This is a genomic window from Kitasatospora sp. NPDC048715, from assembly GCF_043198905.1.
Lineage (GTDB): Bacteria > Actinomycetota > Actinomycetes > Streptomycetales > Streptomycetaceae > Kitasatospora > Kitasatospora lactacystinica.
Map to the genome: position 1 here is coordinate 175393 of NZ_JBICVH010000017.1, position 22936 is coordinate 198328.

A 22936-nucleotide genomic window follows, 5' to 3' on the forward strand; every position below is an offset into this window, starting at 1 on the left:
ATCGTCGACCTGGTCGCCTGACCCAGAGTGATCAAAGGCATACGGCGAGGGATGCCCAAGGCGTCAATCCCGCCCCGGGGATTGCCTAGGCTTACGTCATGTCACGTGACGAGACCGCCGGCCTCCGCGCGGCCCAGCTCCGCCTCGGCCGCCTGCCCGGATACGTCCGCCGCCCGGACCCCGCCCGCCGCAGCGGCGAAAAGGGCCATACGTACAAGAAGGGCTGGGAGGTCCGCTTCACCGCCCGCAGTGAAGCCGAGATAGCAGAGATCCGCGACCTCGTGGTCGCCGCCGGGTTCGCCCCGGCCAGGCCCTTCTTCAAGGGCCATCAGCTCATCCAGCCCGTCTACGGCATGGCCGCCGTACAGGCCTACCTGGCCGCTAGACAGGCTGCCGAGGAACACGCCGCCCGGGCCGCACTCGGCCGCCGACGACGGGCCCCGGGGCAGCCCGCCGGTGAGCACGCCCCCGGAGCCGTCACGGGCGGCGGGCACACCCCGGGGACGCACACCCCGGGGACGCACGGCTCCGGGGCGCTCTCCACCGGTCCGCACGCCTCCGGGGCGCTCTCCGTCGGCCCGCACGGCTCCGGGACGCACGCCGTCGGCCCGCACGGCTCCGCAACGCACGGCTCCGGGACGCACGCCGCGGGCGCCGCGCACCGGCGCGAGCGCGAGGAGGCCGCCGCCGGAGCAGCCGCGGCGGCTGCGGCCGCGGCCGCAGCAGTGGCACAGGCGGCCCGGCGACGGGCCGTCGAAGCCTTCCCGACCCAGGTCGAGCGGGACACCGCCGTCGACCGGATCACCCCCACGGAGGCCCGTACGACCTCCTGACCGGCGGCCGCTCCGCCCGCCCTCCCGCCCCGGCCGGTCCCGTTCAGGCCGGTTCCGTTCAGGCCGGTCCCGTTCAGGCCGCCGGGGCGCGGTCGATGTGCCCGGCGGCGCCCGGCCGCCACGGAACCGCCCCGACGCGCACGCCGTCGACGCCGTCAACGCCGCGCGCACGACCGTCACCGTGATGACGACCGTGTCCCCGTCCGTGGTGATCTCCGCGACGATCGTGAGTGCGGTTGTGCGGGTGGTTGTGCGGGCGCAGGTTCGCGCCCTGAGCGTGGACGCCAGCCTCCTCAGGCCCTACGGTGTCACATCAACTGCCTTGCAGCCACAGCCGTCCTACACGCTCTGACCAGCTGCGACACCCTCGCACCTACGAGTCCCCCGTCACTGCGCAGTACTGCCCCGCCGGCCCTCGCCGGCCGCCTTCCCGGCCGTCCCGCCGCCGCGCCGCACCCGGTCGCCACCGGAACCGGCCTGGCGGCGGCGGGTTCCGGGCATTCCATCGGATTGGTCACCCAGCGCACCGAGGGCCTACCGTAGAGTGAGCACAGATGATCGACCGTCAGAAACCCATCTCCCTTTCCGAGAAGCCGAGATGACCAACCGTCACGAGAGTTCCGCCGAGCCGCCCCCGGGGCCCGGCGAGCCGGCGGACGTACCACTGGAGTTCACCGCGTTCTGCGAACTCCACCGCCCCCGGTACCTCAGCTATGCGCGCGTGTGGCTGACCGAGCACGCCGCCGCGGCCATCGCCGTCCAGCAGGCCTTCGCGGAAATCGCGGTGCACTGGCGGGAGTTGATGGGCAGCTCCAACCCGACCGCGCACGCCTGGGAAATCCTGCGCGGCACCGTCGCCGAACACACCCGCCGGGTGACCGCCGACCCGGACCGGCGCCCGGCCGAGGACGACCTGGCGATCCTGCACTACGTCGTCGGCCTCGCCGCCCCCGAGATCGCCGACGTCATCGGCACCGACGCCGCCAGCGTGGCCGGACGGCTGCGCCGCACCATGCTGCGCGAGGCCTCCGGCTGGTGACCCCGCGCCCCCGCCGCCCCCGGCCCGGCCTCAGACCCGTTCGCCCGTCACGTCGAACAGATGGTGCACCGGGTCGTGGATCAGGTACCGGGCGAACGACTCGACCGTGAACCGCGCCCCGTCGCTGCGGTTCCCGGTCCGCCCCCACTGCTCGCCGGCCACCCGCTCAAAGGCCCCTGCGAGCCTCTCCGCGGCCTCCGCCAGCTCCCCGGCCACGACCTTCGGGTCCTGCTCCCCGTAGCGCTCTGCGACGGCCGTGTCGTCCTGGTCCCAGTTCGGGAACAGCGGGTCCTCCCGGTCCAGCATCAGGCCCAGCCGGACCTCGAACAGCCGGAAGACGTCCCGGACGTGGCACGCGTACTCCAGGTCCGACCACACCCCCGCGGCGGGCCTGCGGCGCAGTCCGTCCGCCTCCCCCGCCAGCACCGTCAGCCAGCCCTCCGCATTGGCCCGGACCATCCCCGCAACGTCCTCCCGGACCACCCGCGGAGTGTCCAACCCGCAGTCGGGACACGGGCGTTCCAACACCCAGGTCCAGTCCTTGGTGTCCGGGACGATCCCGGCGTCGGTGCTGTCGGTGGCGGCGATCGACGTGCTCTCGACCGGCGTGCTCTCAGAAGCGCTCATGGGCCCAGCATCTCCACCACCCGACAAGCCCCACCAGTGGCAATGACGCCAGCGATCGCCGAAATGCTGCCACCCCCGGCGCACCGACCGGCGCATTCCCTCATCACACGCCCCCATCCCCGCGCGCACACCAACCCGATGCGCACCCGCACCACCGGGATCAAATACGTGGACGAACCGGAAACCGGCCCGCCATCCTGAACGCCATGACCGCCGACACCACCAACCCCGCCGACCTCGCCGCCCTCGCCGTGAAACCCACCCTGCACGGCCCCACCATCCGGCTCGTCCCCCTCGACGAACGGCACACCGACCCGATGTGGGAACTCTGCACCGACAAGACGACCAACCGGCTCACCGGCACCCGCACCGTCTTCACCCGCGACCGGATCCACCAATGGTGCGCCACCCGCCCCGACCAGCCCGACCGCCTCGACCTCGCCGTCGAGGACCCCACCACCGGCCGCTTCCTCGGCGAAACCGCCCTCACCGACGTCGACCCCGACAACTCCTCCGCCAGCTTCCGGATCGCCCTCACCCCGGACAGCACCGGCCGCGGCATCGGCACCGAGACCACCCTCCTGGTCCTGCGCCACGCCTTCGAGACCATCCGCCTCAACCGCGTCCACCTCGAAGTCTTCGAGTACAACGAACGCGCCGCCCACGCCTACCGCAAATCCGGCTTCACCCTCGAAGGCCGCTCCCGCCAGGCCCACCACTGGGACAACCGCTACTGGGACGTCCTCCAGATGGCCGCCCTACGCGACGAATGGCTCACCACTCACTGATACGAACCCCCACCCGCCGCCCCCCGCCGCCGCGCCCGCACCACGAGCGCCACGACGCCACCGACCACCAACACCAAACCCCCGGCCGCCACCCCCACCACGACCCCCACCCCGCTCCCGCTGCTCCCGCGGTCCCCCTCGGGGACCATCGGCTCCACGGAGGGCTCGTCGCTCTCCTCAGCCACCGGAGGCGGGGTGCCCAGCGATTCCACTCGATTGACGAGCGGATTCTCCCGGGGACCGTTGTCCACGGCGGAGTTCGGTTCCAGCGCCTTTGCCGGCGAGAGCACCCCGTAGCCATAGTTGCTATTGGGCACTGCAGCCCCGTCGAGCGGCGGAGCGGCCGACTTGATCACGCGATTAATCACCTGCCCAGCCGACAGGCTTGGGTATTTGGAGCGAATGAGCGCGGCCGTGGCGGAAACATAGGCGGTGGAGTCAGAAGTGCCGTTCCCGATCGCGTAGCTCGTCTGGGACTTCGCCGAAGCACGGTAGATCTCCACGCCGGGCGCAAGAAGTGTGAGTTCCGGGCCCGGCTTTGAGCTGTTCCATACACCCCCCTTGGAGTCGGCTGCCCCGACAGCCACCACCCCGGGGAAGGCGGCCGGGTAATTGACACTCAAATCCGTGACGCTGTTGCCTGCGCCTCCGATCAGCACGACATCCTTCGACACGGCGTAGGCAACGGCCTTGCGGGCCTGCGAGTCGAAGCGGAACGGCCCCCCGATGGACATGTTGACGACTTTCGCGCCGTGGTCCACCGCGAAGCGGATGGCCGCCGCAAGGTCGTTCTGCTCGGGGGCCGGGCCGCCTTCGCTCGTCCTCACCTTGATCGGAAGGATCTTCACTTTGGGGGCCAGGCCCATCACTCCGGCCTGTGCACCATGCCCGTGCCCCGCAATCAGGCTCGCCATGCCAGTGCCATGGCCGTCAGCATCGACTCGGCCGTCCGACGTGGTGCCGGAGAAGTCAGCCCCGGGAAGGACCTGTCCGGTCAGATCCTGATGGTCCGGGTTCACCCCGCTGTCGATCACCGCGACGGTGACACCCTCGCCCTGACTGACTGGCCATACCTTCGTCTCTACTTCAAAAGTCTTCAAAGCCCACTGCTGGTCTCTGATCTGATCGGCCAATGCCGCTGGTGCTGTGACAACCCAGATCAAGGTCCCCGCGGCAAGGGCCGCCGTACCACGCGCCAACAGGCGGCTCGCCACCCGAACACCTCACTCAATGAGGCATCCCGCAGATCACCGACCTGCGGGATGCGATCAGATCACCTGTCCGCTTACAGAGCGAACTCATTCCACCACGTTCGGATTGGTCGGCTTGTCCGACGCCCAGGTTTCCTCGTCCTCGACCAGGTAGTCCGGCCGTTTGCCATCCTTGCCCTGGCCCTTCCTGCGGCGCTGCGCCTCGCTCATCGGGATGCCGGGAGACATGACGCCCGTACCACGGGCCCCTGATTCGGCAGTCAGTCGACTGCGAGCTCCCAGCCCGGATCCGCCTTCCGTGAAAGCCTGTTTGCCGCCTGCTCCAGCCCCGGGAACCGCCTCACGGACGGCACCACCCGGGCGGGCCGATGGCCCACCCACCGCCTGGTTGGAACCGGCTCTCCCGCGGCCCCCGGGTCCCGTACCCGGATGGACCTCACCACCGCCACCAGTGCCAACGGCTCTGCCTCCGCGTGGGCCCGGGCCCTCCACCGGCGTCGCACCGACGACGAACTCCCTACCGCTGAAGCCGCCCTTGCTCTGCCCGGGAGCAGGCCCAACCGGGGTGGGCTGCATGGTTGACCCTCCAGGACTGACACTCGTCTGCGTACCGCCGCCGGCGACCGGCCCACTCGTGGGGCCCGCAGGCGATGGCGTACTCAGACCGGACGTCTGAGTCCCGGAGGTAACGGGGCTCGGCACGCTTCCGCTCGGACGGGACACCGGAGTACCCGAGATACCGGCTTCAGGACCATTGCCCGTGGCGGCCGACAGCTTTGATGGAGCTTGCGCCACACCACCCTTGATCCCGGCGTCCGTCGGGGCGGCCACCCTGATGGGCGTGTTGCCAGCCGTCACCGGGGACTGGGAGTACTTCGGCCGCCGTGGTGCGGCCGCAGTTGCTGACCTCGCAGGCGTTCCCCCGACTCCGAACGACGTTCCCGAGACCACTGCGGCTGCCACTGCGGCTGCCCCACTCGGGTCGGCCTGCGATCCGACGTCACGGCCTTCGTCAACCGGCGGACGTTGAAGTGACGGCGGGGGCTTCAGGGCCGGGGTGGCGATGCGGTAGTGCATGGCGAGGGTTTGCATGATGGCGGCCGCTTCGGCCTTCTTGCGGTCGGCGAGGGGGAGGTGTTCGTCGTCGTCGCCGAAGAGGGCGTCACCGACGGTGTCCTTGACCTTGTCCCAGTTGCCGGGTTCCTCGGGCATGTCGCGTTTGGCCTTGGCCATGGCTTCGGAGGCGGTGTGGAGGATGTTGGCGGCGTCGTTGGCGTAGGCGGCGGCGTTGTTGATGCTGGCGGCCAGGGTGAGCATGCGGGTGTGGAAGGCGTCGCTGGTGGTGCCTTCCCAGGAGGTGGCGGCTTCGGTGCTGGCTTTGGTGAGGGTCTGGCGGATCTGTTTGAGGGTGTCGGCGGCCTTGCGCCAGGGGTCTCCGGCGGCCATCACCGCGCCGGGGTCGAGGGCCTGTGCCATGGTGCGGAGCTGGGCGTGGCTGTACTTGGTGAAGTCGGTGTAGACCACGGGCGGTCGGCCTCCGTTCGGTCCGGGCGGGCGGCGGTCAGACGGTGGCGTTGCCGCGGGTGGACGGGGTGAGGTTCTGCTGGGCCGCGGCCTGGCTGCCGGCGGAGGGGTGGGCGACGGACCAGCCGTCGTCGCCGAGTTTGAGTTTCGCGGCGGCGTGCTGGTCCTGCTCCTCGTAGTTGGCGGCGGTGAGGTCGGCCTTCTGCTGGGCCTCGTTCACGGCTTCCTGGAGCTGGTTGAGGACGTCGCGCAGCGCGTCCCGCATGGTGCCGTAGCGGCCGTGGATCTCGGTGGCTTCGGCGAAGGTGCCGAAGGCGTTCTTGCCGATGCCGCTGCGGCCGTGCGTGTCGCTGCCGTCGGCGTGTTTCTGGAAGTCGGCGAGCAGCAGCCGTACTTGGCCGGCGAAGGCGCGGAGTTGTTCGACTTCGATGCGGTAGCCCTGTCCGGCTCCGCCGGTCGATCCGGTTCCGGTGGTCCCTGATCCCATTTCGGCGCCTCCCCCGTGCGTCCGTCCCTGGCGGTCGGGGCCGGGCCCCGGTGTCTCATGTCTAACACACCGGGCCCGAATCCCGCCCGGGGCTTGGTCAGTTCGCGGTCGTCCCGGTCCTTCGGGCGTCGGTGAGGGCGCGTCGGCAGAGCGAGTCGGCGTGCCGGGTGGTTTCGGGGAGGCGGTAGTGGCGGGCGAGTTGGAGGGTGGTGCGGACGGCGGTGTCGAGGCCGGTGCGGTGGCCGACGGAGACGAAGACGGGTTTCACGCCTTCTCTGGTGCGGACGGCGCGGCCGACCTCCTCGCCGGTGGCGGGGTCGGTGAGCGGGGTCCAGGAGCCGCGGGGCGCGTCGGGTTCGTGGTGGTCGAAGGTGAAGGGGGTCTTGGCGACGCCGAGGGTGCGCAGTCCGGTGAGGACGCCGAGGTGGCTGGCGAGGCCGAGGCGGCGGGGGTGGGCGAGGCCGTAGCCGTCGCAGACGACGAGGTCGGGGGTGCGGGTGAGTGCGGCCAGTGCGTCGAGGACGGCGGGGAGTTCGCGGAAGGCGAGGAGTCCGGGGACGTACGGGAAGGCGATCCGGCCGACGGCGGTGGCCTGTTCGACGACGGCGAGGGTGTCGCGGTCGAGCAGGACGGCCGCGGCGGCGACGAGGTCGTGGTCGTCGTCGTAGGCGACGTCCACGCCGGCGACGAGCGCGTCGGGGCCCGGGTCGCCGGGGGCCTCGTCGTCGTGGGCCTGGACGAGCGGGCGCAGCCGCTCCTGTTCGGCGAGTGCCTCGGCCTCGGTGGTGGGCCAGTCGGCGGGGATGGGCATGGTCGGTTCCCCCGGGTGCGGTGGTGTGCGGCGGTGCGTGGTGTGGACGGGTTTCGCCTCACCGTACCGACCGGGCCGGACGACCCCGGGGTGAGCCCGTGCGCCCCCTGTGCCCCCGCGTTCGGGGGCTAGCCTGGACGTACCCGTCTCCCCGCGGGGTAGGAGCACTGGAACCCGGCACCATTCCCGCCCGTTTCCCCCGACGTGCGAAGGACCTCCGCCATGCCGCGCCCCTCCGTCGCCCAGGTCTGCCTCGGCTCGTTCACCGTCGTCGCCACCACGGTGGTGCTGCTGGCCGTTTCGGGTGCTTCGGGCGTCCTGGCGGTCGCGGTGCTGGTGGGGTTCGCGCTGGTGCTCGGCACCGTGGTGACGGTGCTTTCGATGTCCGCCGCCACCGCGAGGGCCGCCACCGCGAGGGCCGCCGCCGCGGGGGCCGCGACCGTGGAGGCCGCGACCGTGGAGGACGGCGCCGCGGACCCGGCGCGGGCGCCCCGCCCCGCTGCGGCCGCCACCGGGCACGCGTACGCCCGGCAGCGCTGATCCGCCGCCGGGCGCCGGTGTGTCCTGCGCCGCCGCTCAGACCTCCGTGGTGACCACCACGGTCTTCGCGGCCTTGTCGTGCAGGCATTGCCGGTAGGGCTTGTCGAAGACGCCGAAGAACCCGTCGATGATCCACCAGAGCGCGGCGCAGCAGAGCACGGCCGGGAGGATGAAGACGGCTGCGCGGGTCCAGGCGGCGGCCGGGGTCGGCTTGTTCCCGTCGACGAGCATGGCGACGCGGACCTTCGTCGCCTTCTTGCCGAGGGTCTGGCCGTCCCGGCTGAGCATCAGGGCGTCGTAGACGAGGTAGATGGCGCAGCCGAGCCAGAACGCCTCGGTGGAGCCGTTGCGCGTACCGAGGTCGACGAAGGGTCCCACGATGATCACGGCGACGGCCTGCACCAGGAGGTAGTCGATCAGCCGGGCGAGGATCCGTTTGGGCCAGGTGCCGAGCGGCGGCATGCCGGGGACGGGGCCGGCGCCGGGGGTGCCGTACGCGCCGGGGCCGTAGCCGTGGCCGTACCCGGGCGGCGTCCGGTCGTACGGGGGTTGGCCGTACGGGCTCTGACCGGGGGTCGGCTCGCCGTACGGGCTTCCGCCGTAGGTGCCCTGGTAGGCGCCGGGACTGCCGGACGGCTCATGGGGCTGCTCGGGGGACGGCTCGGGGGACGGGGTCGGGCCCGACGGCTCGCCTTCCGGCGTGCCGCCGCCCGACTGCGGGGGCTGCTTGTCGAAGGAGGGCTTGCCGCCCCCCTCCGGCTGGGGGCCTGAGGGGTCGTGGGTGCTCATGACCCCGAGTAGAACATCACACATTCTCGATGTTTGGGACATTCTGTCCGTTTTGCACTGGGCCTACCGGCCCTCAGCCGCGCACCACCCGGGTGCGGGCCGCGCGGTCCTGCCACCCCCGCCGCGCCGTCCGGTCGAACACCGGCCAGACCAGGCCGAGCAGCAGCACCGTGCCGAGTTGCCGCACCGCCCACCGGAGGAGCGAGCGGCCGAGGCTCAGCCTGGTCCGGCCGGCCGGGGCGGCGGTGTCCACCACGCGGATCCGGGCCAGCCGCTTGCCGAAGGTCTGGCCGGTGCGGGCGACCGGAAGCACCTCGTAGAGCAGGCTGACGAACAGCAGGATGCCGATCAGGACGGCGATCTTGCCCAGCACCACGTCGTCCACCAGCCAGACCTGGATCTGACGCCGGCTGAGGGCGCTGGCCATCCGGGCCTGGTCGACCTTCTGCTGGAGGTGGTCGGTCACCGAGCGGCCGAGCGGAATCCCGGCGGCGACCGCGACCACCAGCAGCACGGCGGTGTCCACCGTCCGCGCCGCCAGGCGACGGCCGAGGCCGGCCGGCACGGCGACCCGGGCGGTCCGGGCCGTCCGGGCGGGACGGGCGGCCCGGGTGACGCCGGCCGCCCGGGAGGACGCGGTGGCAGCCGTGACGGCGGGGGCGGCGGCGGAAGGTCGGGGCTGGACGGCGGTCTCCCGCACCGTCCGTACGGCCGGCAGCGGGGCGGCGGAGGCCGCCATGGTCCCGGCGGTCACGGCGACCGCAGCCGGGGTCGCAGCCGGGGCCTGGACCGGGGCCGGAATCGCCCTCTCGCCGACCACCGGCACCGGGCCCGAGGCCAGGACGGCCGGCACCGGCGCCTCCCGCACGGTCACCGCCGCGACGGGAGCGCCGGCCGCGGCCAGTTCGACGGCAGCCGGAGCGCGCTCGGGCTCCGCGCACCCCTCCTCCGCATCGAGCGCCTCCGGAAGCACCCCCCAGGAGACCCAACGCGGCGCGCCGCCCGTCTCCATCAGGCCCGGCTGCGCCCGGGGGTCGGCCTGCCACCCGGACTCCCCGACCACGGGCGCCGGGGCCGGCCCCGAGCCCGACCCCGAACCCAGGGCCGCGCCCATCCCCTGGACCGCCTCGGGCACCGCACCGACGGCCACCGGCTCCTCCAGGGCCCCGGGCAGCCCGGCGCCGGCGAAGCCCGACGGCACCACTGGCAAAACCCCCGGCGAAACGCCCGGTGAAACGCCCGACGAAGCGCCCGGCCCGTCGACCGTCCGGAACACCGGCCCGCCGATCACCTCCGCCACCCGCGGCCCGAGCACGAAGGACGCCCCGCCCGAGGTCTGGTCGAAGTACACCGGCCCGGTGTCACCCCCACCCGCGGGCGGCCCGACCCGGACCTCCGCCACCGCCCCCGGCGCCACCGGCTCCGGGGCCATCCGCTCCGGGGCCACCGGCTCCGGCGCCGCTGCCACCTCCGGGAGCCCGGCCGGCTCCGGCACCACCGGCGACCGCACCGGCCGCACCGCCGCACCGCCCGGGGCGGACCGCCGCGTCGCGTACCGGGGCGGCTGCAGCACCTCGCCCCCGGCGGGCGCGGGCCGGCTGGTGCCGGGCACCCAGGCCGAGCCGCCCCAGTACCGGACGAAGCCGGGGATGGAGGGGTCGGGGTAGTAGCCGGGCTCGGGTGCGACGGCCGGGTCGCCGTCGGCGGCGAAGGGGCGGTCCGTCATGGGGGTCTTCTTTCCTGGCAGGTCCTGACGAGGACGGCGCGGGCCGACCGGGCCCGACCACCGCAGACGCGTCCACGCGCGCGCACGACCCGGCGCGCGCCCTGCGCTCGGCGCGCGTGGGGGCGCCACCGATGGGCGGACAGTCGCCGGACAGTCACAAAGGGTAGTACCTCACCGAAGCCGTGACGGAAAGTTCGCGATTCCCCGGACAGCAGGGGGTAGCTCAAGGTAGGGAACCCAGCGCACGACTTTTGCTCGCGCGCCGTGCCACCCGCCGTTCACCACCCTCACCAAACTTCCCGAAGAAATCCCGGAAACGTGTGTAAGAGCCGGTGCGGACCGCCCTCTCAAAGGTCACAGGGGCCCGGAACCGGGCACCGCCCGAAGGCAGAGAGGAAGACGATCATGGAGCGTCCCGTCAGCGTCGTCGAGCACGAGCTGGAGCTCAACCTGGTGCTCTCGCCGGAGCACAGCGTCCCCGTCCCGGCCCGGCTGTCCTACGGCAGCCACGACCCGTACGCGGTGTACATCACCTTCCACCTGGACACCGGTTCGCCGGTGACCTGGGTGTTCGCCCGCGAGCTGCTGGTCGAGGGCACCTTCCGCCCGTGCGGCCAGGGTGACGTGCGGATCTGGCCGACCCGTTCGGGCCGGCGCAGCGTGCTCTGTCTGGCGCTGAGCTCGCCCGCCGGGGACGCCCTGCTGGAGGCCCCGCTGCCGGCCGTCGCGGCCTGGCTGGAGCGGGCACACCGGCTGGTTCCGCCGGGCAGCGAGCTGGCCGCGCTGGACATGGACGGCTCGCTCGCCGAACTGCTCGCCTAGGCATGCGCCGCAGCGTGCACCGGCTCGTGCACCAGCACCAGCATCAGCACCCGAACCAGCAGCACCAGCACCAGTATCAGCACCCGGACGAACTCCCCCAGGAACGCGACCACGCCCGCAAGGACCAGCGGCGGCAACGGGAGCGGGGAAGCAGGAGCGGCGCCCCCGCCGGCTCAGCGGGCCGCGGGGGCCTGCTGACGACCGCGGGCGGTGTCCGGCCCCCCGGCGTCCCGCTGTCCGGGCAGCCGGACCAGCGGCGCGCCGGCCGAACGCCGTCGGGCCCTTATCCGGACGGCGGCGGCGAGCAGGAAGCAGAGTCCGACCCACGGATAGACCGAGGTCGGCAGCTGGCGCCACGGTGACATGTCGAGGACGGCCAGGCCGACCGGCTTCGCGGCCCACATCGCGAAGGACAGGAACGCGACCAGCGTGGCCCAGAAGACGGCCCGCCAGCGCAGCCGGCGGACGCCGGCCGGGCGGGCGCGCTCGACCGAGGCCTCGGCGGCGAGCAGGACGAGCATCGGCACGCACCAGACCCAGTGGTGGGTCCAGCTGATCGGCGAGATCAGGACGGCGGTGACGGCCGCGCAGCAGACGCCCCAGGCCTCGGCCCGGGGCAGCCAGCGGCCGCTGCGCGCGGCCCAGGCGGAGACCGCGAGGCCCGCCAGCGCGATCAGGCCGGCCCCGAGGGTGGCGACGGTGCCGGGGTCGGCGCTGTGCAGCAGGCGGGCGAAGGCGCCGCGCATCGACTGGTTGTCGACGATCCAGGTCTTGCCGACCCGGGAGGAGTCGTAGAGGTACTTGGTCCAGAAGCCCCAGGTGGCGTCCGGCAGGACCAGGGCGCCGAGCAGGAAGGTGCCGAGGAAGGTGAGGCCCGCCACGAAGGCGGCCCGGATCCGACCGGTGATCAGCAGGTAGACCGCGAACAGGCCGGGGGTGAGCTTGATGCCGGCGGCGATGCCGATCGCCACGCCCTTGCTCCGCCGCCCGTCCGCACGGGTGAGGTCCCAGAGGATCAGGCAGGCCAGCGCGAGGTTGATCTGGCCGTAGCGGAGCGTGGTGAAGACCGGTTCGAGCCAGACCCCGAGGCCGGTCGCCAGGATCACGCCGATCGGCCGCAGCTCGCGGCGCGGCCAGCCGACCAGTTTGAAGGACAGGTGGGTCAGCAGGGCGAGCAGCCCGACGTTGCCGAGAGTGATCGCCACCCGGAGGAAGGGCACCGGGAACCAGGTGGTCGGGACGAACAGCATCGCCGCGAACGGCGGGTACGTCGCGGGCAGGTTCCACTCGGTGACGCGCAGCGCGTACAGGTCGGTGCCGTTGGCCACGGCGGCGCCCTCGGCCCGGTAGACGATCATGTCCACCATCGAGGTGTGGACGAAGTGGCGGACCACCGCGTACACCAGCAGGGACAGCAGCGCCACGGCGGAGGCCGCCAGCAGCGGGCGCCGGGGGGCCTCGCGCAGCGCCCGGACGGGGGCGCCGAGGGACCGGCGCAGCCGGTCCGACAGGGGGGCGGGCGAGGGGTCGGGTGCGGTCCGCACCGGGCTGCGCTCGTCTTGCACCGCTGTCACTGTCCACTCCGTCCACGGCTCGGCCAACCAGCGACGATACCGGATGCCGTCCGAACGGAACCGGACACGATCAACTACCCAGCGTGACAAAGCGGCTCTGACCGGCCGCACTCCGTCGCGGACGGAGCGCGAACGGCCGGAACCCGGACGGCCTGAACCCTGACGGCGGGAACCGGACGGCCTGAACCCTGACGGCGGGAACCGGACGGCCTGAACCCTGACGGCGGGAACCGGACGGCCGGAACCCGGACGGCGGTCGCCCCCTCACCTCTGGAACAGCGCGCCCCGGCTCCGCCGCCGTCCGCCCCGCGCGGGCTCCGCCTCCTGGGGCCCGGTGCGCAGCCGCAGCCGGGTCTCGGCGCCGCCGAGCACCGCGGAGCGGCCGAGCGCGACGTCCCCGCCGGTGGACTCGGCGAGCTTGCGGACGATGTCCAGGCCGAGGCCGGTGGAGCCCTCGCCGCCGTGCCCCTCGCCGCGCTTGAGGGCGGCGGCCGGGTCGCTGTACCCCGGTCCGGCGTCGCCGACCAGCACGATCACCGAGCAGTCGGTGGCGAGCACGTCCACCGAGAAGGCGGTCCCGACGGAGGTGTGCCGGAAGACGTTGCCGAGCAGCGCGTCGACGGCGGCCGCGAGGTCCCCGCGCTGGACGGGCACCGGCGCCGCCCGCTCGGCGCCGGTCAGCTGCCAGCGGCGCCCCTCGTCCTCGGCCAGCGCCGACCAGAAGGCGACCCGTTCCCGGACCACCTCGGCGGCGTCGCAGCCGACGGCGACGGCGGGCGCGTCCTCGGGGGCGCGGCGGGCCGAGCGGATGATCTGGTCGACCTCGCGCTCCAGCTGGGCGACCGCGTGCCGGGTGGCGTCGGCCGCGTCGCCATCGCCGAGCGAGGCGGCGTTGAGCCGCAGCACGGTCAGCGGGGTGCGCAGCCGGTGCGACAGGTCGGCGGCCAGTTCCCTTTCTGCGGCGAGGAGTTGGACCACCCGGTCGGCCATGGTGTTGAACGCGTGGCCGGCCTCGCGCAGTTCCTCGGGGCTGCCGTCGACCTGCTTGCCCTCCACCGGGACCCGCACGGAGAGGTTCCCGGCGCCGAGCGAGCGGGCGGCGGCGGCGAGCTTGCGCGCGGAGGCGACGATGCGGCTGCCCATCCGGTCGGCGACCAGCACCGAGATGGCGACCAGGCCGAGTGCCACGGCGGAGAGCACCTGCCAGGCCGTGGCGACGCCCCGGGTGAGGTCGCTCTCGGCCACGAACACCTCGACCACCGCGGTCCGCCCGGTGTCCACCGCGACGGGCTGGAGCAGGGCGTACCCGCCGGGCACCTTCACGGTGAAGGAGCGGCCCTGCCCGCCGGCCGTGGCCACGTCGGCCGTGGTGGCGCGCCCCTCCCCCAGCATCGGGCCCCCGGGCTCGCCGGTCCCGGCGGCCGCCGTCCCGGGGCCGCCTCCGCCCGGCCCTGCTCCGTCGCCCTCGACGGCGTGGGCCGCGTCGCCGCCTCCGCTCCCACCGGTGGTTCCACTCCCGCCACCGGCTGCCGCGATGCCGGCTCCACTTCCTCCGCCGGCTCCACTTCCCCCGCCGGCTGCCGCGCCACCGTGGAGCGCGCCGCCGCCACCCGCCCCGGCGGGCTGCCCGGCCGCCGGTAGGTGCACCGCCATCCGCCCCTGCCCGCCGGCGTCCGTACTGGCCAGCGCCCGGGTGATCGCGTCCTCGTCGGTGGTGATCGCCAGGGCCGGCCCCAGCGCCGCGGCCTGCCGCTCGGCGGCGGTGAAGGCCCGGTCCCGTGCGGTCTGCTGGACCATCAGTCCGAGCGGGATCAGGAAGGCCAGCGCGACCATGGTGGTCCCGGCGACGGCGGCCTTGATCAGGGCCCAGCGCAGCGAGCGCCCGAACCGCCTCATGTCCGGTGCTCCGCCGCGCCCCCGACGGCTTCCAGCCGGACCCCGACGCCCCGGACGGTGTGCAGGTAGCGGGGGTTGGAGGCGGTCTCGCCGAGCTTGCGGCGCAGCCAGGAGAGGTGGACGTCGATGGTCTGGTCGCCGCCGTAGGTCTGCTGCCAGACCTCGGCGAGGATCTCCTTGCGGGGCACCACGACGCCGGGCCGGGCCGCCAGGAAGGCCAGCAGGTCGAACTCACGGCGGGTCAGGTCGAGCGGGCTCCCGTCCAGCGCGGCCTCCCGCCGCTGGAGGTCGATGGCCAGTCCGCCGACCCGCAGCACCTGGGCGACGGGCGCCGCGCCGCTGCCGAAGCGGCGCAGCACGGCGGTCATCCGGGCGCTGAGGTGCTCCCCGGAGAAAGGTTTCACCAAGTAGTCGTCGGCGCCGTCGTTGAGCAGCCGGATGATCTCGGCCTCGTCGTCCCGGGCGGTGGAGATGATCACCGGCACATTGGTCAGGCCCCGGATCATCTTGAGCGCCTCGCTGCCGTCCAGGTCGGGCAGTCCGAGGTCGAGGATCACCAGGTCGCAGCCGACCTGGGCGACCTCCCGCAGCGCCTCCAGAGCCGTGCCCACGCTGCGGACCGCGTGACCGGTGTCGGTCAGGTGGCGGATGAGGGCGGAGCGTACGAAGGGGTCGTCCTCGACCACGAGCACTGTTGCCATGGGCCTGCACGGTACGCCATCGCCGGTCAGTGGTCTGTACCTCGGGGGTGGGTCCGGACATTGTGCAACTGCCCTGCCGAATACCGGGGGTGCCGGTCTCCATCCGTTTGGAAATACGGCAGGATGTGCGGACGATGCGGAACGGACTGGTACAGCTCGGCGCCTGGGCGGCGGCCACCGGGGCGGCGGTGGCGCTGTCCTGGCTCGGCGTGCACGCGGTGCTGACCGGCGCCGCGTTCGAGCAGCCCACGGCGATCGCGCTGCCCTCCCCGAAGGCCGAGGGCACGCCGCACTCCGCGCCCGCCACGCCGGACCAGCCGCGCTCCACCGCACCGTCCACGACCCCTTCCCCGGCGGCCTCCCCGACCACCACCCCCGCCACCGCCCCGCACGGCCCGGCTCCCGCCACCGCCGCCACGACGCCCGGCCGCCGGCCCGCCCCCACCGCCGCCGCGACGTCCACGGTGAAGAGCTACCCGATCCCCGGCGGCAAGGTCGCGCTGGACCTGAAGCCGGACCGGGCCACCCTGGTGTCCGCCGCCCCGGACCCGGGCTGGCAGATGCAGGTGTGGACCGACGGCCAGTGGCTGCGGGTCGACTTCACCCGCGGCGACGAGGCCAACTCGGTCTTCGCCTCCTGGAACGGCCACGCGCCGATCGTGGAGACGGTGGTCCGCTGACGCGCGGGCCCCGACACCCCGTCACCCCGACACCCCGTCAGGCGACGGGCGGCGGCACCGCCGGCCGTCGCACCGCGAGCGGTCGGACGGCGGACGGCCGCACGCCGGACGGCCGCACGCCGGGCGCCGTCAGAAGCCGTCGCACGGCACGTACCCCGGCAGGTACGGCCCCACGTACCCCGCCCGGTCCACCAGCGTGTGCCTGGTCCCGCCCGGCACGCCGATGGTGGCCAGCACCACCCCGCCGTAGTCGTCCCGCGCCTCGTAGGGCTCGGTCAGCGACAGCGCGCCCCGGTCCACCGCGTAGTCGTAGGCGTAGTAGACGTCCGGCACGCTCACGGTGAGGTCCAGCACCCCGTCCCCGTACCGGTCGAGGTACGCGGTCAGCTCCCGGCCGCGCGGGCCGGTGGTCCGCACCGGGGAGGTGAGCACGATCCGCGTCCCCGGCGCGGCGAGCACGTACGAGAGGGTCTCCGGGTCCCCGGTCCGCGGCCCGGCGTACGCGGTACAGCGCAGCCCGAGCGCGGCGCAGTAGCGGCGGGCCGCCCGCTCGGCGTCGGCGACCGCGAAGACCACCGCGTCGGCGCGGCCCATCGGCAGCGGCCCCTCCTCCGCGGGGTCCGGTACGAGGCCGGCCCCGAACAGGACGGGTTCGGCGGCGGTGTCGGTCATGACTGCCCTCCCGGTAGGCGTACGGACCATCCTGGCCGTCCCGGGCACCGGGGGTGGGGCCCTGCGCACGGGGGTGTGGCTGGAGGGTGGCGCCGGTCCGACCTGCGCGCAACTGTTCCGTTTCCTCCTGGTCAAGCTGTGCCCCGGAACGGGAGAATCGGCCGCGCCGCTGTACAGAATGCCCACCACAGGACGGTGCCGTCGATGCCCCCCGCTCACGTCCCGAGCTCCCCCGGCTCGCCCAACTCCGCCGCTCCGCAGGGATCTTCCTCCGCTCCGCAGGGGTCTTCCGCCGCCCCGCAAGGCCCGTCCGCCGCCCCGGCGGGCAGCACCAACGACGCCATCGACCTCCTGGACGGCCGGCTGATCCGGCTGCTCGCCGAGGAGCCCCGGATCGGGGTGCTGGAGTGCTCGCGCCGGCTGCAGGTCGCCCGGGGCACCGTGCAGGCCCGGCTGGACCGGCTCCAGGCCAAGGGCGTGATCGGCGGGTTCGGCCCGGAGGTGGACCCGGCGGCGATCGGCTACCCGGTGACGGCCTTCGCCACGCTGGAGATCTCCCAGGGCCAGGGCGCGGACGTGCGGGCGCACCTGGCGAGCGTGCCGGAGGTGCTGGAGCTGCACACCATCACCGGGATCGGGGACATGCTGGTGCGGATCGTGGCCCGGTCCAACGCCGATCTGCAGCGGGTGATCGACCGGGTGCTGGGCTTCGACGGGATCGTCCGCTCGTCCACGGCGATCGTGCTGGAGAACCCGGTGCCGTACCGGATCCTGCCGCTGGTCGACCAGGCCGCCGCCGAGTAGGAGGATCGGATCGGTCCGACGCGCCGATTCGGGCATATGCGTGAGGCGCCGACGGCCGCAAGATTTCTATATGAACGTTCTACTACCTCTCGCGCCGCCCTCCGGTCCGCTGATATCCGCGGCAGCCGCGCCCCGCGCCGGGTCGGCCCCGGCATGACGAACGCGGTCGCGGCCGTCGGTACCGCCCCCACCCTCATCGCCTCCGCCCAGCGCGCCCTGCGCCTGCTGGAGGCGGCCGCCCGATACCCCAAGGGCGCCACCGCCAAGCAGCTCGCCCGGGACACCGATCTCGCCCTGGGCACCGCCTACCACCTGCTGCGCACCCTGGTGCACGACCACTACCTGGAACGCCGCAGCGGGCTCTACCGGACCGGCCCAGCGGTCGCCGGGCTGATCCGGGACGACGGCCCGGCGACCGGCCGGGCCCGGCTCCGGACGCTGCTGGGCGTGCTCGCCGACGAACTGTCCGCCGCCGTCTACTTCACCTGGTACCGGCACGGCGAGGTGGAACTGGTCGAGGCCGCCGAGGCCCCCGGCGCGCCGCTGGTCGACCGGCACGACTTCCGGGCCGGCGCGCACGCCCACGCGGCCGGCAAGACCCTGCTGGCCCTGATGACGGCCGAGGAGCGCCGGGCCCACCTGGCCCGCTACCCGATGGTGCCGTTCACCCCGTACACCCTGCGGGACCCGGCCTGCCTGCCGCTGCTGCCGCGCCAGGGCCCGCGGCGGGCCGTCCCGATCACCCAGTTCCAGGAGTACGCGCTCGGCACGGCGGGTGCGGCGGTGCCGGTCGTCGCGGGCACCGGCATCGGCGCGATCTCGGTCTCCTTGCCGATGGCCCAGGCCCACCGGCTGGCCGGGATCGCCGCCCGGCTGAGCACCCGGGTGGGCGAGGACTTCGCCGAGATGGCCTTCGGGGTCTGACCCCGCCGACCGGGCCGGCCCCGTGCGGGAGGGGCGGCGCCCGGTCAGCAGGAGGGGACGGTGCCGCCGCTCCTCAGCGCCTGGAGGGCGGAGACCGACTCGGCGAGGGTGCCGACCGGCACCAGGCGCAGCGAGGCCGGGGTGTTCACCTTGGCGTCCGCGCACTCGTCCTTGGGCAGCAGGAACACCGTCGCGCCGTCCCGGGCGGCCGCCTGCGTCTTCAGGGGGACGCCGCCGACCGGGCCGACGGTGCCGTCCTTGTCGATGGTGCCGGTGCCGGCGACGGTGAGCCCGCCGGTGAGGTCGCCGCCCTTGCCGTCGCCGGCCAGCTTGTCGACGATGCCCAGCGCCAGCATCTGGCCGGCGCTCGGCCCGCCGACCTCGCCGAGGTCGACCTTGACCTTCACCTGGTCCGGCGACAGGTGGAGGTAGCCCAGCGCGGCCGCGGTGGCGGCGTCCTGCGACTCGGCCATCTGCTGGGCGGTCGCCTCGTCGGCCTTCACCGGGTTGCTCTCCGGGTAGACCGTCTCGGTCGGGCGCACCGCCTCCTTGGGGTCGAACCACGCCTGCAGCGAGCGCCAGAAGGTGTTCTTCTGCCCAGCGTTGGTCGCCGTGATGGTGACCATCCGCAGCTCGCCCTCGGTGGTGCGCAGCGGCGCCCCGGTGATGGTGAGCACCGGCTTGCCCTGGTAGGAGCCCAGCGTGTCCGCGGTCAGGCCCGGCCAGGTGAGGGTGTACGGCAGCGGAACGAAGGCGGCCACGCCGAACAGCGCGGCGACCAGCACCCCGCACAGCGCGAGCGCGCGGGTCCGCGGGGTGGTGAGGGCCTTGGGGAGCTTGGTGTCGGACACAAGGGGAATCCAAACACACCCGACACCGTGTGCGGGCGCTACCTCAGGGCGTCGGCCACCTCGGTCGCCGCCTCCACCACCCGGGGGCCGACCCGCTCGGGCACCATGCCGTTCAGCATCACCACGCCGACGCTGCCCTCGATGCCGCTCAGCCCGACCAGTGCGGCGGCCGCCCCGCTCGCCCCGGACTGCTCCTCCGCACGGGTGATGACGAAGCCCTGCTCGGGCCGGCGCTGGCTGGGGAAGGTGCGCGCCTCCAGGATCGCCCGGCCGGCCGCGCTCTCGGTGAGCGGGTGGCGCAGGCCCGTCCGGTAGGCGACGTGGAAGTCGGTCCAGCTGGGCTCGACCACGGCGACGGCCAGCGCCTCGTTGCCGTCCACCAGGGTCAGGTGGGCGGTGGCGCCGAGGTCCTCGGCGAGGCTGCGCAGGGCCGGAAGCGCGGCCTCGCGCAGCAGCGGGTGCACCCGGTGCGCGAGGCGCAGCACGCCGAGGCCCACCCGGGCGCGCCCGCCGATGTCCCGGCGGACCAGGCCGTGCTGTTCCAGGGTGGCCAGCAGCCGGTAGACCACCGTCCGGTTGACGGCCAGCCGGGCGGCCAGCTCGGTCACGGTGAGCCCTCGCTCGGAGTCGGCGAGGAGCTTGAGGACCCGGACGCCGCGGTCCAGGGTCTGGGAGGTCTCGGCAGTCACGACGGGCAATCCTTTCCGCGGCGCTCGCAGGGCGGGCGGCGCCGTTCCAAGGTCGGTGTCGCGCGCAGGTGGGGGTGGCCGCGCTCGGGCCGCACGGCGTCGTCCTTGACGCGCACGGCCCCGCGACGCCGTCCCGCGGGGGTTGCCCGGCGGAAGAGCGTGGGGGAAAGGTAGTGAAGGAAATGACGCGACGGAAGTGGTTGTCCAAAATTCGGGCGTGATCAACTTCAACACCGGCTCGAATTCCGGACAAACCCCCGCGATTCGCCGGGTGCATCGGGGCACGGGAGCGCCCCCGGTCCGATGACCGGACGCGCCCCCGGTCCGACGGCCGGGCGCGCTCGCGGCTCCGCTACTTGGCCCACTCCCGGATCTTCGCGATCCGCGCGTTGAGCTGGTTGACGGTGGCCTGCGCGGTGAGCGGCCCGCCGCACTGGCGGCGCAGCTCGTTGTGGATGGTGCCGTGCGGCTGGCTGGTGCGGTGGTGCCAGGCGGCGACCAGCGTGTTCAGCTCCTTGCGCAGCTCCCGCAGTTCCTGGTGGGTGACCACCGGCCGCTGCTCGGCCGGCAGCTCCAGCAGGTCGGCCTCCTCGGCGGGCTTGGTCTTGCTGCGCTGGATCTGCCGGTGCTGGCGCTTCTGGAGCAGCATCTGCACCTGGTCCGGCTCCAGCAGGCCCGGGATGCCGAGGTAGTCCTCCTCCTCCTCGCTCCCCGGATGGGCCTGCATGCCGAACTCCATGGCGTTGTACAGCACCCGGTCGAAGACCGCGTCGGAGCCCAGCGCCTCGTAGGAGAACTCCTCGCCGCCGGCGCCGTCCGGGCCGTCGTTGGCCCGTTCGGCCTCGGCGAGCAGCCGGTCCTCCTCGTCGAAGAGGCCCTCGCCCTCCTTCTTCGGCCGGTCCAGCACGTGGTCGCGCTGGAGCTCCATCTCGTTGGCGAAGCCCAGCAGCAGCGGGATGGTCGGCAGGAACACGGAGGCGGTCTCGCCGCGCTTGCGGGCGCGCACGAAGCGGCCGACGGCCTGGGCGAAGAACAGCGGGGTGGAGATCGAGGTCGCGTACACCCCGACGCTGAGCCGGGGCACGTCGACGCCTTCGGACACCATGCGGACGGCGACCATCCAGCGCGAGGTCCCCTCCGCGAAGTCGGAGATCCGCTTGGACGCCTCGGCCTCGTCCGAGAGCACCAGGGTGACCTTCTCGCCACTGATCTCGCGCAGCATCTTGGCGTAGGCCCGGGCCACGTTCTGGTCGGTGGCGATGACCAGCCCGCCGGCGTCCGGGATCGCCTTGCGGACCTCGGTGAGGCGCCGGTCGGCGGCCTGGAGCACGGCCGGGATCCACTCGCCCTGCGGGGACAGCGCGGTGCGCCAGGCCTGGGCGATCAGGTCCTTGGTCATCGGCTCGCCGAGCCGGGCCTCCAGCTCGTCGCCGGACTTGGTGCGCCAGCGCATGTTGCCGCTGTAGCTGAGGAAGATCACCGGGCGGACGACGTGGTCGGCCAGCGCGTGCCCGTAGCCGTAGGTGTAGTCGGCGACGGACTTGCGGATGCCGTCGCCGCCCGCCTCGTACGCCACGAACGGGATCGGGTTGGTGTCGGAGCGGAACGGCGTACCGGTCAGCGCCAGTCGGCGGGTGGCCGGCTCGAAGGCCTCGAAGCAGGCCTCGCCCCAGGACTTGGAGTCACCGGCGTGGTGGATCTCGTCCATGATCACGAGGGTCTTGCGGGCCTCGGTCCGGTTGCGGTGCAGCATCGGGTTGACCCCGACGCCCGCGTAGGTGACCACGATGCCGTGGTACTCCCGGGACAGCGGCCCGGAGGAGTACGCCGGGTCCAGCTTGATGCCTATCCGCGCGGCGGCCTCGGCCCACTGCTTCTTCAGGTGCTCGGTCGGCGCGACGACGGTCACCTGCTGCACCAGGTGGTTGTGCAGCAGGTACGAGGCCAGGGTGAGCGCGAAGGTGGTCTTGCCTGCGCCCGGGGTGGCGACCGCGAGGAAGTCGCGCGGCTGCGTCTCGATGTACTTGTCCAGCGCGCCCTGCTGCCAGGCCCGCAGCTTGCCCGCGGTGCCCCACGGGGCGCGGCCGGGGAAGGCCGGGGAGAGGTGGTGCGAACCGGCGGGCGTGCCATGGCCGGCGGATCGGGCGGGCGCCTGCGACTCCGGTGCGTCGGAGAACAGCGGCATCGAGGAGGCGGCGGCAGTACTCACGGTCTCCGAGGGGGGATCATCGCAGGTCAGAGGCGGTTTAGCGGCCTCGCCCCGCGGTCGGGCGGCGATCGGACAACCCGCCCAGCGTACCGGGTCCGGCGCCGTTCGGGCCTCCGGGCGAGGCGCCGCGCCCGGCCCGCGCGGCCGGAAATCGATGTGACCCGGATCACATCCGATATCTCGTGAAACCCGGTAATCGCCACCCGTCCCGGGACTCTCACCAGGGTGAGGCCGCACCGACCCCACCTGCCGCACCGCGGCCTCGCACCGAACCGAAGGGACCCACCCGTGCGCACCGTCGAAGAGCCCGTCCAGGCCCGTCTGATCCTCTCCCCCCACCGCTCGGTCCGGCTGCGGGTGGTGCTCTCCTACCTGCCGGAGGACCCGCTGGCCGTCCGGATGGCCTTCCCCGCCGAGTTCTCGCTGGACGAGCCCGCCGAACGCCGGGACTCCGAGGACATCGTCTGGATCTTCGCGCGCCAGCTGCTCTCGGCCGGCATCGAGCTGCCGGCCGGCGTCGGCGACGTCCACGTCCGGCCCGCGGTCGGCCGGCGCACCATGGTCGAGCTGCGGGCCCCCGAGGGCACCGCGCTGCTCCAGTTCGACACGACCGACCTGCGCCGCTTCCTGTGGCGCAGCCGGCTGCTCGTCCCCGAGGGCGAGGAGCACCTGCACCTGGACGCCGACCGCGCGCTCGCCCAGCTGCTCGGCTGACGGGCGGCGGCGTCCGGAAGCGCCC

At 73.5% G+C, this 22936-nt stretch carries 23 protein-coding genes; 9 read left to right on the forward strand and 14 right to left on the reverse strand.

The genetic code is table 11. The annotated features are described in order from the left end of the window. Positions 1 to 98 precede the first annotated feature (98 nt). Positions 99 to 833: a hypothetical protein gene (locus ACGFSC_RS29675; RefSeq protein WP_359904156.1), complete on the forward strand. Its 735-nt coding sequence runs from the start codon at positions 99 to 101 to the stop codon at positions 831 to 833. Positions 834 to 1431: 598 nt separating this feature from the next. Further along, positions 1432 to 1872 carry a hypothetical protein gene (locus ACGFSC_RS29680; RefSeq protein ID WP_359904158.1) on the forward strand — a complete coding sequence of 147 codons (441 nt, stop codon included), beginning with the start codon at positions 1432 to 1434 and terminating at the stop codon, positions 1870 to 1872. A gap of 30 nt (positions 1873 to 1902) precedes the next feature. Here the strand turns inward: ACGFSC_RS29680 and ACGFSC_RS29685 are convergent, their stop codons facing one another. Beyond that, positions 1903 to 2499, reverse strand: a complete 597-nt coding sequence (locus ACGFSC_RS29685; RefSeq protein ID WP_359904161.1) for a DinB family protein — start codon at positions 2497 to 2499, stop codon at positions 1903 to 1905. Between the two features lie 206 nt (positions 2500 to 2705). Here ACGFSC_RS29685 and ACGFSC_RS29690 point away from each other — a divergent pair, with 206 nt between their 5' ends. Further along, entirely contained in the window at positions 2706 to 3287 is a 582-nt protein-coding gene (locus tag ACGFSC_RS29690) for a GNAT family protein (protein WP_359904164.1), read from the forward strand. Here ACGFSC_RS29690 and ACGFSC_RS29695 read toward each other — a convergent pair. From ACGFSC_RS29695 to ACGFSC_RS29710, 4 genes are all read right to left on the reverse strand, one after another. Beyond that, a complete protein-coding gene (locus ACGFSC_RS29695; protein ID WP_359904167.1) occupies positions 3281 to 4501 on the reverse strand; it encodes a S8 family serine peptidase in 1221 nt (406 codons plus the stop codon). The genes ACGFSC_RS29690 and ACGFSC_RS29695 overlap by 7 nt on opposite strands. Positions 4502 to 4585: 84 nt before the next feature. Then, positions 4586 to 6022: a hypothetical protein gene (locus ACGFSC_RS29700; RefSeq protein WP_359904170.1), complete on the reverse strand. Its 1437-nt coding sequence runs from the start codon at positions 6020 to 6022 to the stop codon at positions 4586 to 4588. 37 nt (positions 6023 to 6059) lie between these two features. Continuing rightward, positions 6060 to 6509 carry a hypothetical protein gene (locus tag ACGFSC_RS29705; RefSeq protein ID WP_359904173.1) on the reverse strand — a complete coding sequence of 150 codons (450 nt, stop codon included), beginning with the start codon at positions 6507 to 6509 and terminating at the stop codon, positions 6060 to 6062. A gap of 97 nt (positions 6510 to 6606) precedes the next feature. After that, entirely contained in the window at positions 6607 to 7320 is a 714-nt protein-coding gene (locus tag ACGFSC_RS29710; RefSeq protein WP_359904176.1) for an endonuclease V, read from the reverse strand. 222 nt (positions 7321 to 7542) lie between these two features. On the opposite strand from ACGFSC_RS29710, the gene ACGFSC_RS29715 reads away from it, so the two are divergent. Further along, entirely contained in the window at positions 7543 to 7860 is a 318-nt protein-coding gene (locus tag ACGFSC_RS29715) for a hypothetical protein (RefSeq protein ID WP_359904179.1), read from the forward strand. A 36-nt stretch (positions 7861 to 7896) separates the two neighbouring features. On the opposite strand, the gene ACGFSC_RS29720 is transcribed toward ACGFSC_RS29715, so the two are convergent. Both ACGFSC_RS29720 and ACGFSC_RS29725 read right to left on the reverse strand, forming a co-directional pair. Beyond that, complete coding sequence (locus ACGFSC_RS29720) at positions 7897 to 8649, reverse strand: RDD family protein (RefSeq protein ID WP_359904181.1); 753 nt, start codon at positions 8647 to 8649, stop codon at positions 7897 to 7899. 73 nt (positions 8650 to 8722) lie between these two features. Then, complete coding sequence (locus ACGFSC_RS29725; RefSeq protein ID WP_359904184.1) at positions 8723 to 10375, reverse strand: RDD family protein; 1653 nt, start codon at positions 10373 to 10375, stop codon at positions 8723 to 8725. 405 nt (positions 10376 to 10780) lie between these two features. Between ACGFSC_RS29725 and ACGFSC_RS29730 the strand changes: the two genes are divergently transcribed. Next, positions 10781 to 11197 (forward strand): SsgA family sporulation/cell division regulator, encoded by a 417-nt coding sequence (locus ACGFSC_RS29730; protein WP_097237712.1) that lies wholly within the window; start codon positions 10781 to 10783, stop codon positions 11195 to 11197. Between the two features lie 173 nt (positions 11198 to 11370). Here ACGFSC_RS29730 and ACGFSC_RS29735 read toward each other — a convergent pair whose 3' ends face one another. The 3 genes from ACGFSC_RS29735 to ACGFSC_RS29745 all read right to left on the reverse strand — a co-directional run bounded on the left by ACGFSC_RS29735 (position 11371) and on the right by ACGFSC_RS29745 (position 15368). Continuing rightward, positions 11371 to 12771, reverse strand: coding sequence for a glycosyltransferase 87 family protein (locus tag ACGFSC_RS29735; RefSeq protein ID WP_359904187.1), 1401 nt, complete (start codon positions 12769 to 12771; stop codon positions 11371 to 11373). Between the two features lie 264 nt (positions 12772 to 13035). Beyond that, the gene (locus ACGFSC_RS29740; RefSeq protein WP_392864186.1) at positions 13036 to 14604 is read right to left on the reverse strand and encodes a sensor histidine kinase; all 1569 of its coding nucleotides are present in this window, start codon (positions 14602 to 14604) and stop codon (positions 13036 to 13038) included. 59 nt (positions 14605 to 14663) lie between these two features. Further along, positions 14664 to 15368, reverse strand: a complete 705-nt coding sequence (locus tag ACGFSC_RS29745) for a response regulator transcription factor (protein WP_359904192.1) — start codon at positions 15366 to 15368, stop codon at positions 14664 to 14666. Between the two features lie 134 nt (positions 15369 to 15502). Between ACGFSC_RS29745 and ACGFSC_RS29750 the strand changes: the two genes are divergently transcribed. Continuing rightward, positions 15503 to 16048 carry a hypothetical protein gene (locus ACGFSC_RS29750; RefSeq protein WP_359904195.1) on the forward strand — a complete coding sequence of 182 codons (546 nt, stop codon included), beginning with the start codon at positions 15503 to 15505 and terminating at the stop codon, positions 16046 to 16048. A gap of 129 nt (positions 16049 to 16177) precedes the next feature. Here ACGFSC_RS29750 and ACGFSC_RS29755 read toward each other — a convergent pair whose 3' ends face one another. Then, positions 16178 to 16720, reverse strand: a complete 543-nt coding sequence (locus ACGFSC_RS29755) for a VOC family protein (protein ID WP_359904198.1) — start codon at positions 16718 to 16720, stop codon at positions 16178 to 16180. 342 nt (positions 16721 to 17062) lie between these two features. Between ACGFSC_RS29755 and ACGFSC_RS29760 the strand changes: the two genes are divergently transcribed. Together ACGFSC_RS29760 and ACGFSC_RS29765 are read left to right on the forward strand one after the other, a co-directional pair. Continuing rightward, positions 17063 to 17524: an Lrp/AsnC family transcriptional regulator gene (locus ACGFSC_RS29760; protein ID WP_359904275.1), complete on the forward strand. Its 462-nt coding sequence runs from the start codon at positions 17063 to 17065 to the stop codon at positions 17522 to 17524. Positions 17525 to 17677: 153 nt separating this feature from the next. Next, entirely contained in the window at positions 17678 to 18448 is a 771-nt protein-coding gene (locus ACGFSC_RS29765; RefSeq protein WP_359904201.1) for a helix-turn-helix domain-containing protein, read from the forward strand. A gap of 44 nt (positions 18449 to 18492) precedes the next feature. Here ACGFSC_RS29765 and ACGFSC_RS29770 read toward each other — a convergent pair whose 3' ends face one another. The 3 genes from ACGFSC_RS29770 to ACGFSC_RS29780 form a co-directional block, all read right to left on the reverse strand. Then, a complete protein-coding gene (locus ACGFSC_RS29770) occupies positions 18493 to 19299 on the reverse strand; it encodes a S16 family serine protease (protein ID WP_359904204.1) in 807 nt (268 codons plus the stop codon). A 38-nt stretch (positions 19300 to 19337) separates the two neighbouring features. Next, positions 19338 to 19988, reverse strand: a complete 651-nt coding sequence (locus ACGFSC_RS29775; protein ID WP_049654777.1) for an IclR family transcriptional regulator — start codon at positions 19986 to 19988, stop codon at positions 19338 to 19340. A 352-nt stretch (positions 19989 to 20340) separates the two neighbouring features. Then, positions 20341 to 22173, reverse strand: a complete 1833-nt coding sequence (locus tag ACGFSC_RS29780; RefSeq protein WP_359904277.1) for a DEAD/DEAH box helicase — start codon at positions 22171 to 22173, stop codon at positions 20341 to 20343. Positions 22174 to 22485: 312 nt separating this feature from the next. Here ACGFSC_RS29780 and ACGFSC_RS29785 point away from each other — a divergent pair, with 312 nt between their 5' ends. Further along, complete coding sequence (locus ACGFSC_RS29785; RefSeq protein WP_359904206.1) at positions 22486 to 22911, forward strand: SsgA family sporulation/cell division regulator; 426 nt, start codon at positions 22486 to 22488, stop codon at positions 22909 to 22911. Positions 22912 to 22936: the final 25 nt, after the last annotated feature.

Coding starts and splice junctions, on each gene's coding strand:
- ACGFSC_RS29725 (WP_359904184.1), bottom strand. CDS start 10,375: ATGACGGACCGCCCCTTCGCCGCCGACGGCGACCCGGCCGTCGCACCC.
- ACGFSC_RS29745 (WP_359904192.1), bottom strand. CDS start 15,368: ATGGCAACAGTGCTCGTGGTCGAGGACGACCCCTTCGTACGCTCCGCC.
- ACGFSC_RS29715 (WP_359904179.1), top strand. CDS start 7,543: ATGCCGCGCCCCTCCGTCGCCCAGGTCTGCCTCGGCTCGTTCACCGTC.
- ACGFSC_RS29730 (WP_097237712.1), top strand. CDS start 10,781: ATGGAGCGTCCCGTCAGCGTCGTCGAGCACGAGCTGGAGCTCAACCTG.
- ACGFSC_RS29740 (WP_392864186.1), bottom strand. CDS start 14,604: ATGGTCGCGCTGGCCTTCCTGATCCCGCTCGGACTGATGGTCCAGCAG.
- ACGFSC_RS29755 (WP_359904198.1), bottom strand. CDS start 16,720: ATGACCGACACCGCCGCCGAACCCGTCCTGTTCGGGGCCGGCCTCGTA.
- ACGFSC_RS29690 (WP_359904164.1), top strand. CDS start 2,706: ATGACCGCCGACACCACCAACCCCGCCGACCTCGCCGCCCTCGCCGTG.
- ACGFSC_RS29720 (WP_359904181.1), bottom strand. CDS start 8,649: ATGAGCACCCACGACCCCTCAGGCCCCCAGCCGGAGGGGGGCGGCAAG.
- ACGFSC_RS29680 (WP_359904158.1), top strand. CDS start 1,432: ATGACCAACCGTCACGAGAGTTCCGCCGAGCCGCCCCCGGGGCCCGGC.
- ACGFSC_RS29710 (WP_359904176.1), bottom strand. CDS start 7,320: ATGCCCATCCCCGCCGACTGGCCCACCACCGAGGCCGAGGCACTCGCC.
- ACGFSC_RS29705 (WP_359904173.1), bottom strand. CDS start 6,509: ATGGGATCAGGGACCACCGGAACCGGATCGACCGGCGGAGCCGGACAG.
- ACGFSC_RS29675 (WP_359904156.1), top strand. CDS start 99: ATGTCACGTGACGAGACCGCCGGCCTCCGCGCGGCCCAGCTCCGCCTC.
- ACGFSC_RS29780 (WP_359904277.1), bottom strand. CDS start 22,173: ATGCCGCTGTTCTCCGACGCACCGGAGTCGCAGGCGCCCGCCCGATCC.
- ACGFSC_RS29750 (WP_359904195.1), top strand. CDS start 15,503: ATGCGGAACGGACTGGTACAGCTCGGCGCCTGGGCGGCGGCCACCGGG.
- ACGFSC_RS29685 (WP_359904161.1), bottom strand. CDS start 2,499: ATGAGCGCTTCTGAGAGCACGCCGGTCGAGAGCACGTCGATCGCCGCC.
- ACGFSC_RS29765 (WP_359904201.1), top strand. CDS start 17,678: ATGACGAACGCGGTCGCGGCCGTCGGTACCGCCCCCACCCTCATCGCC.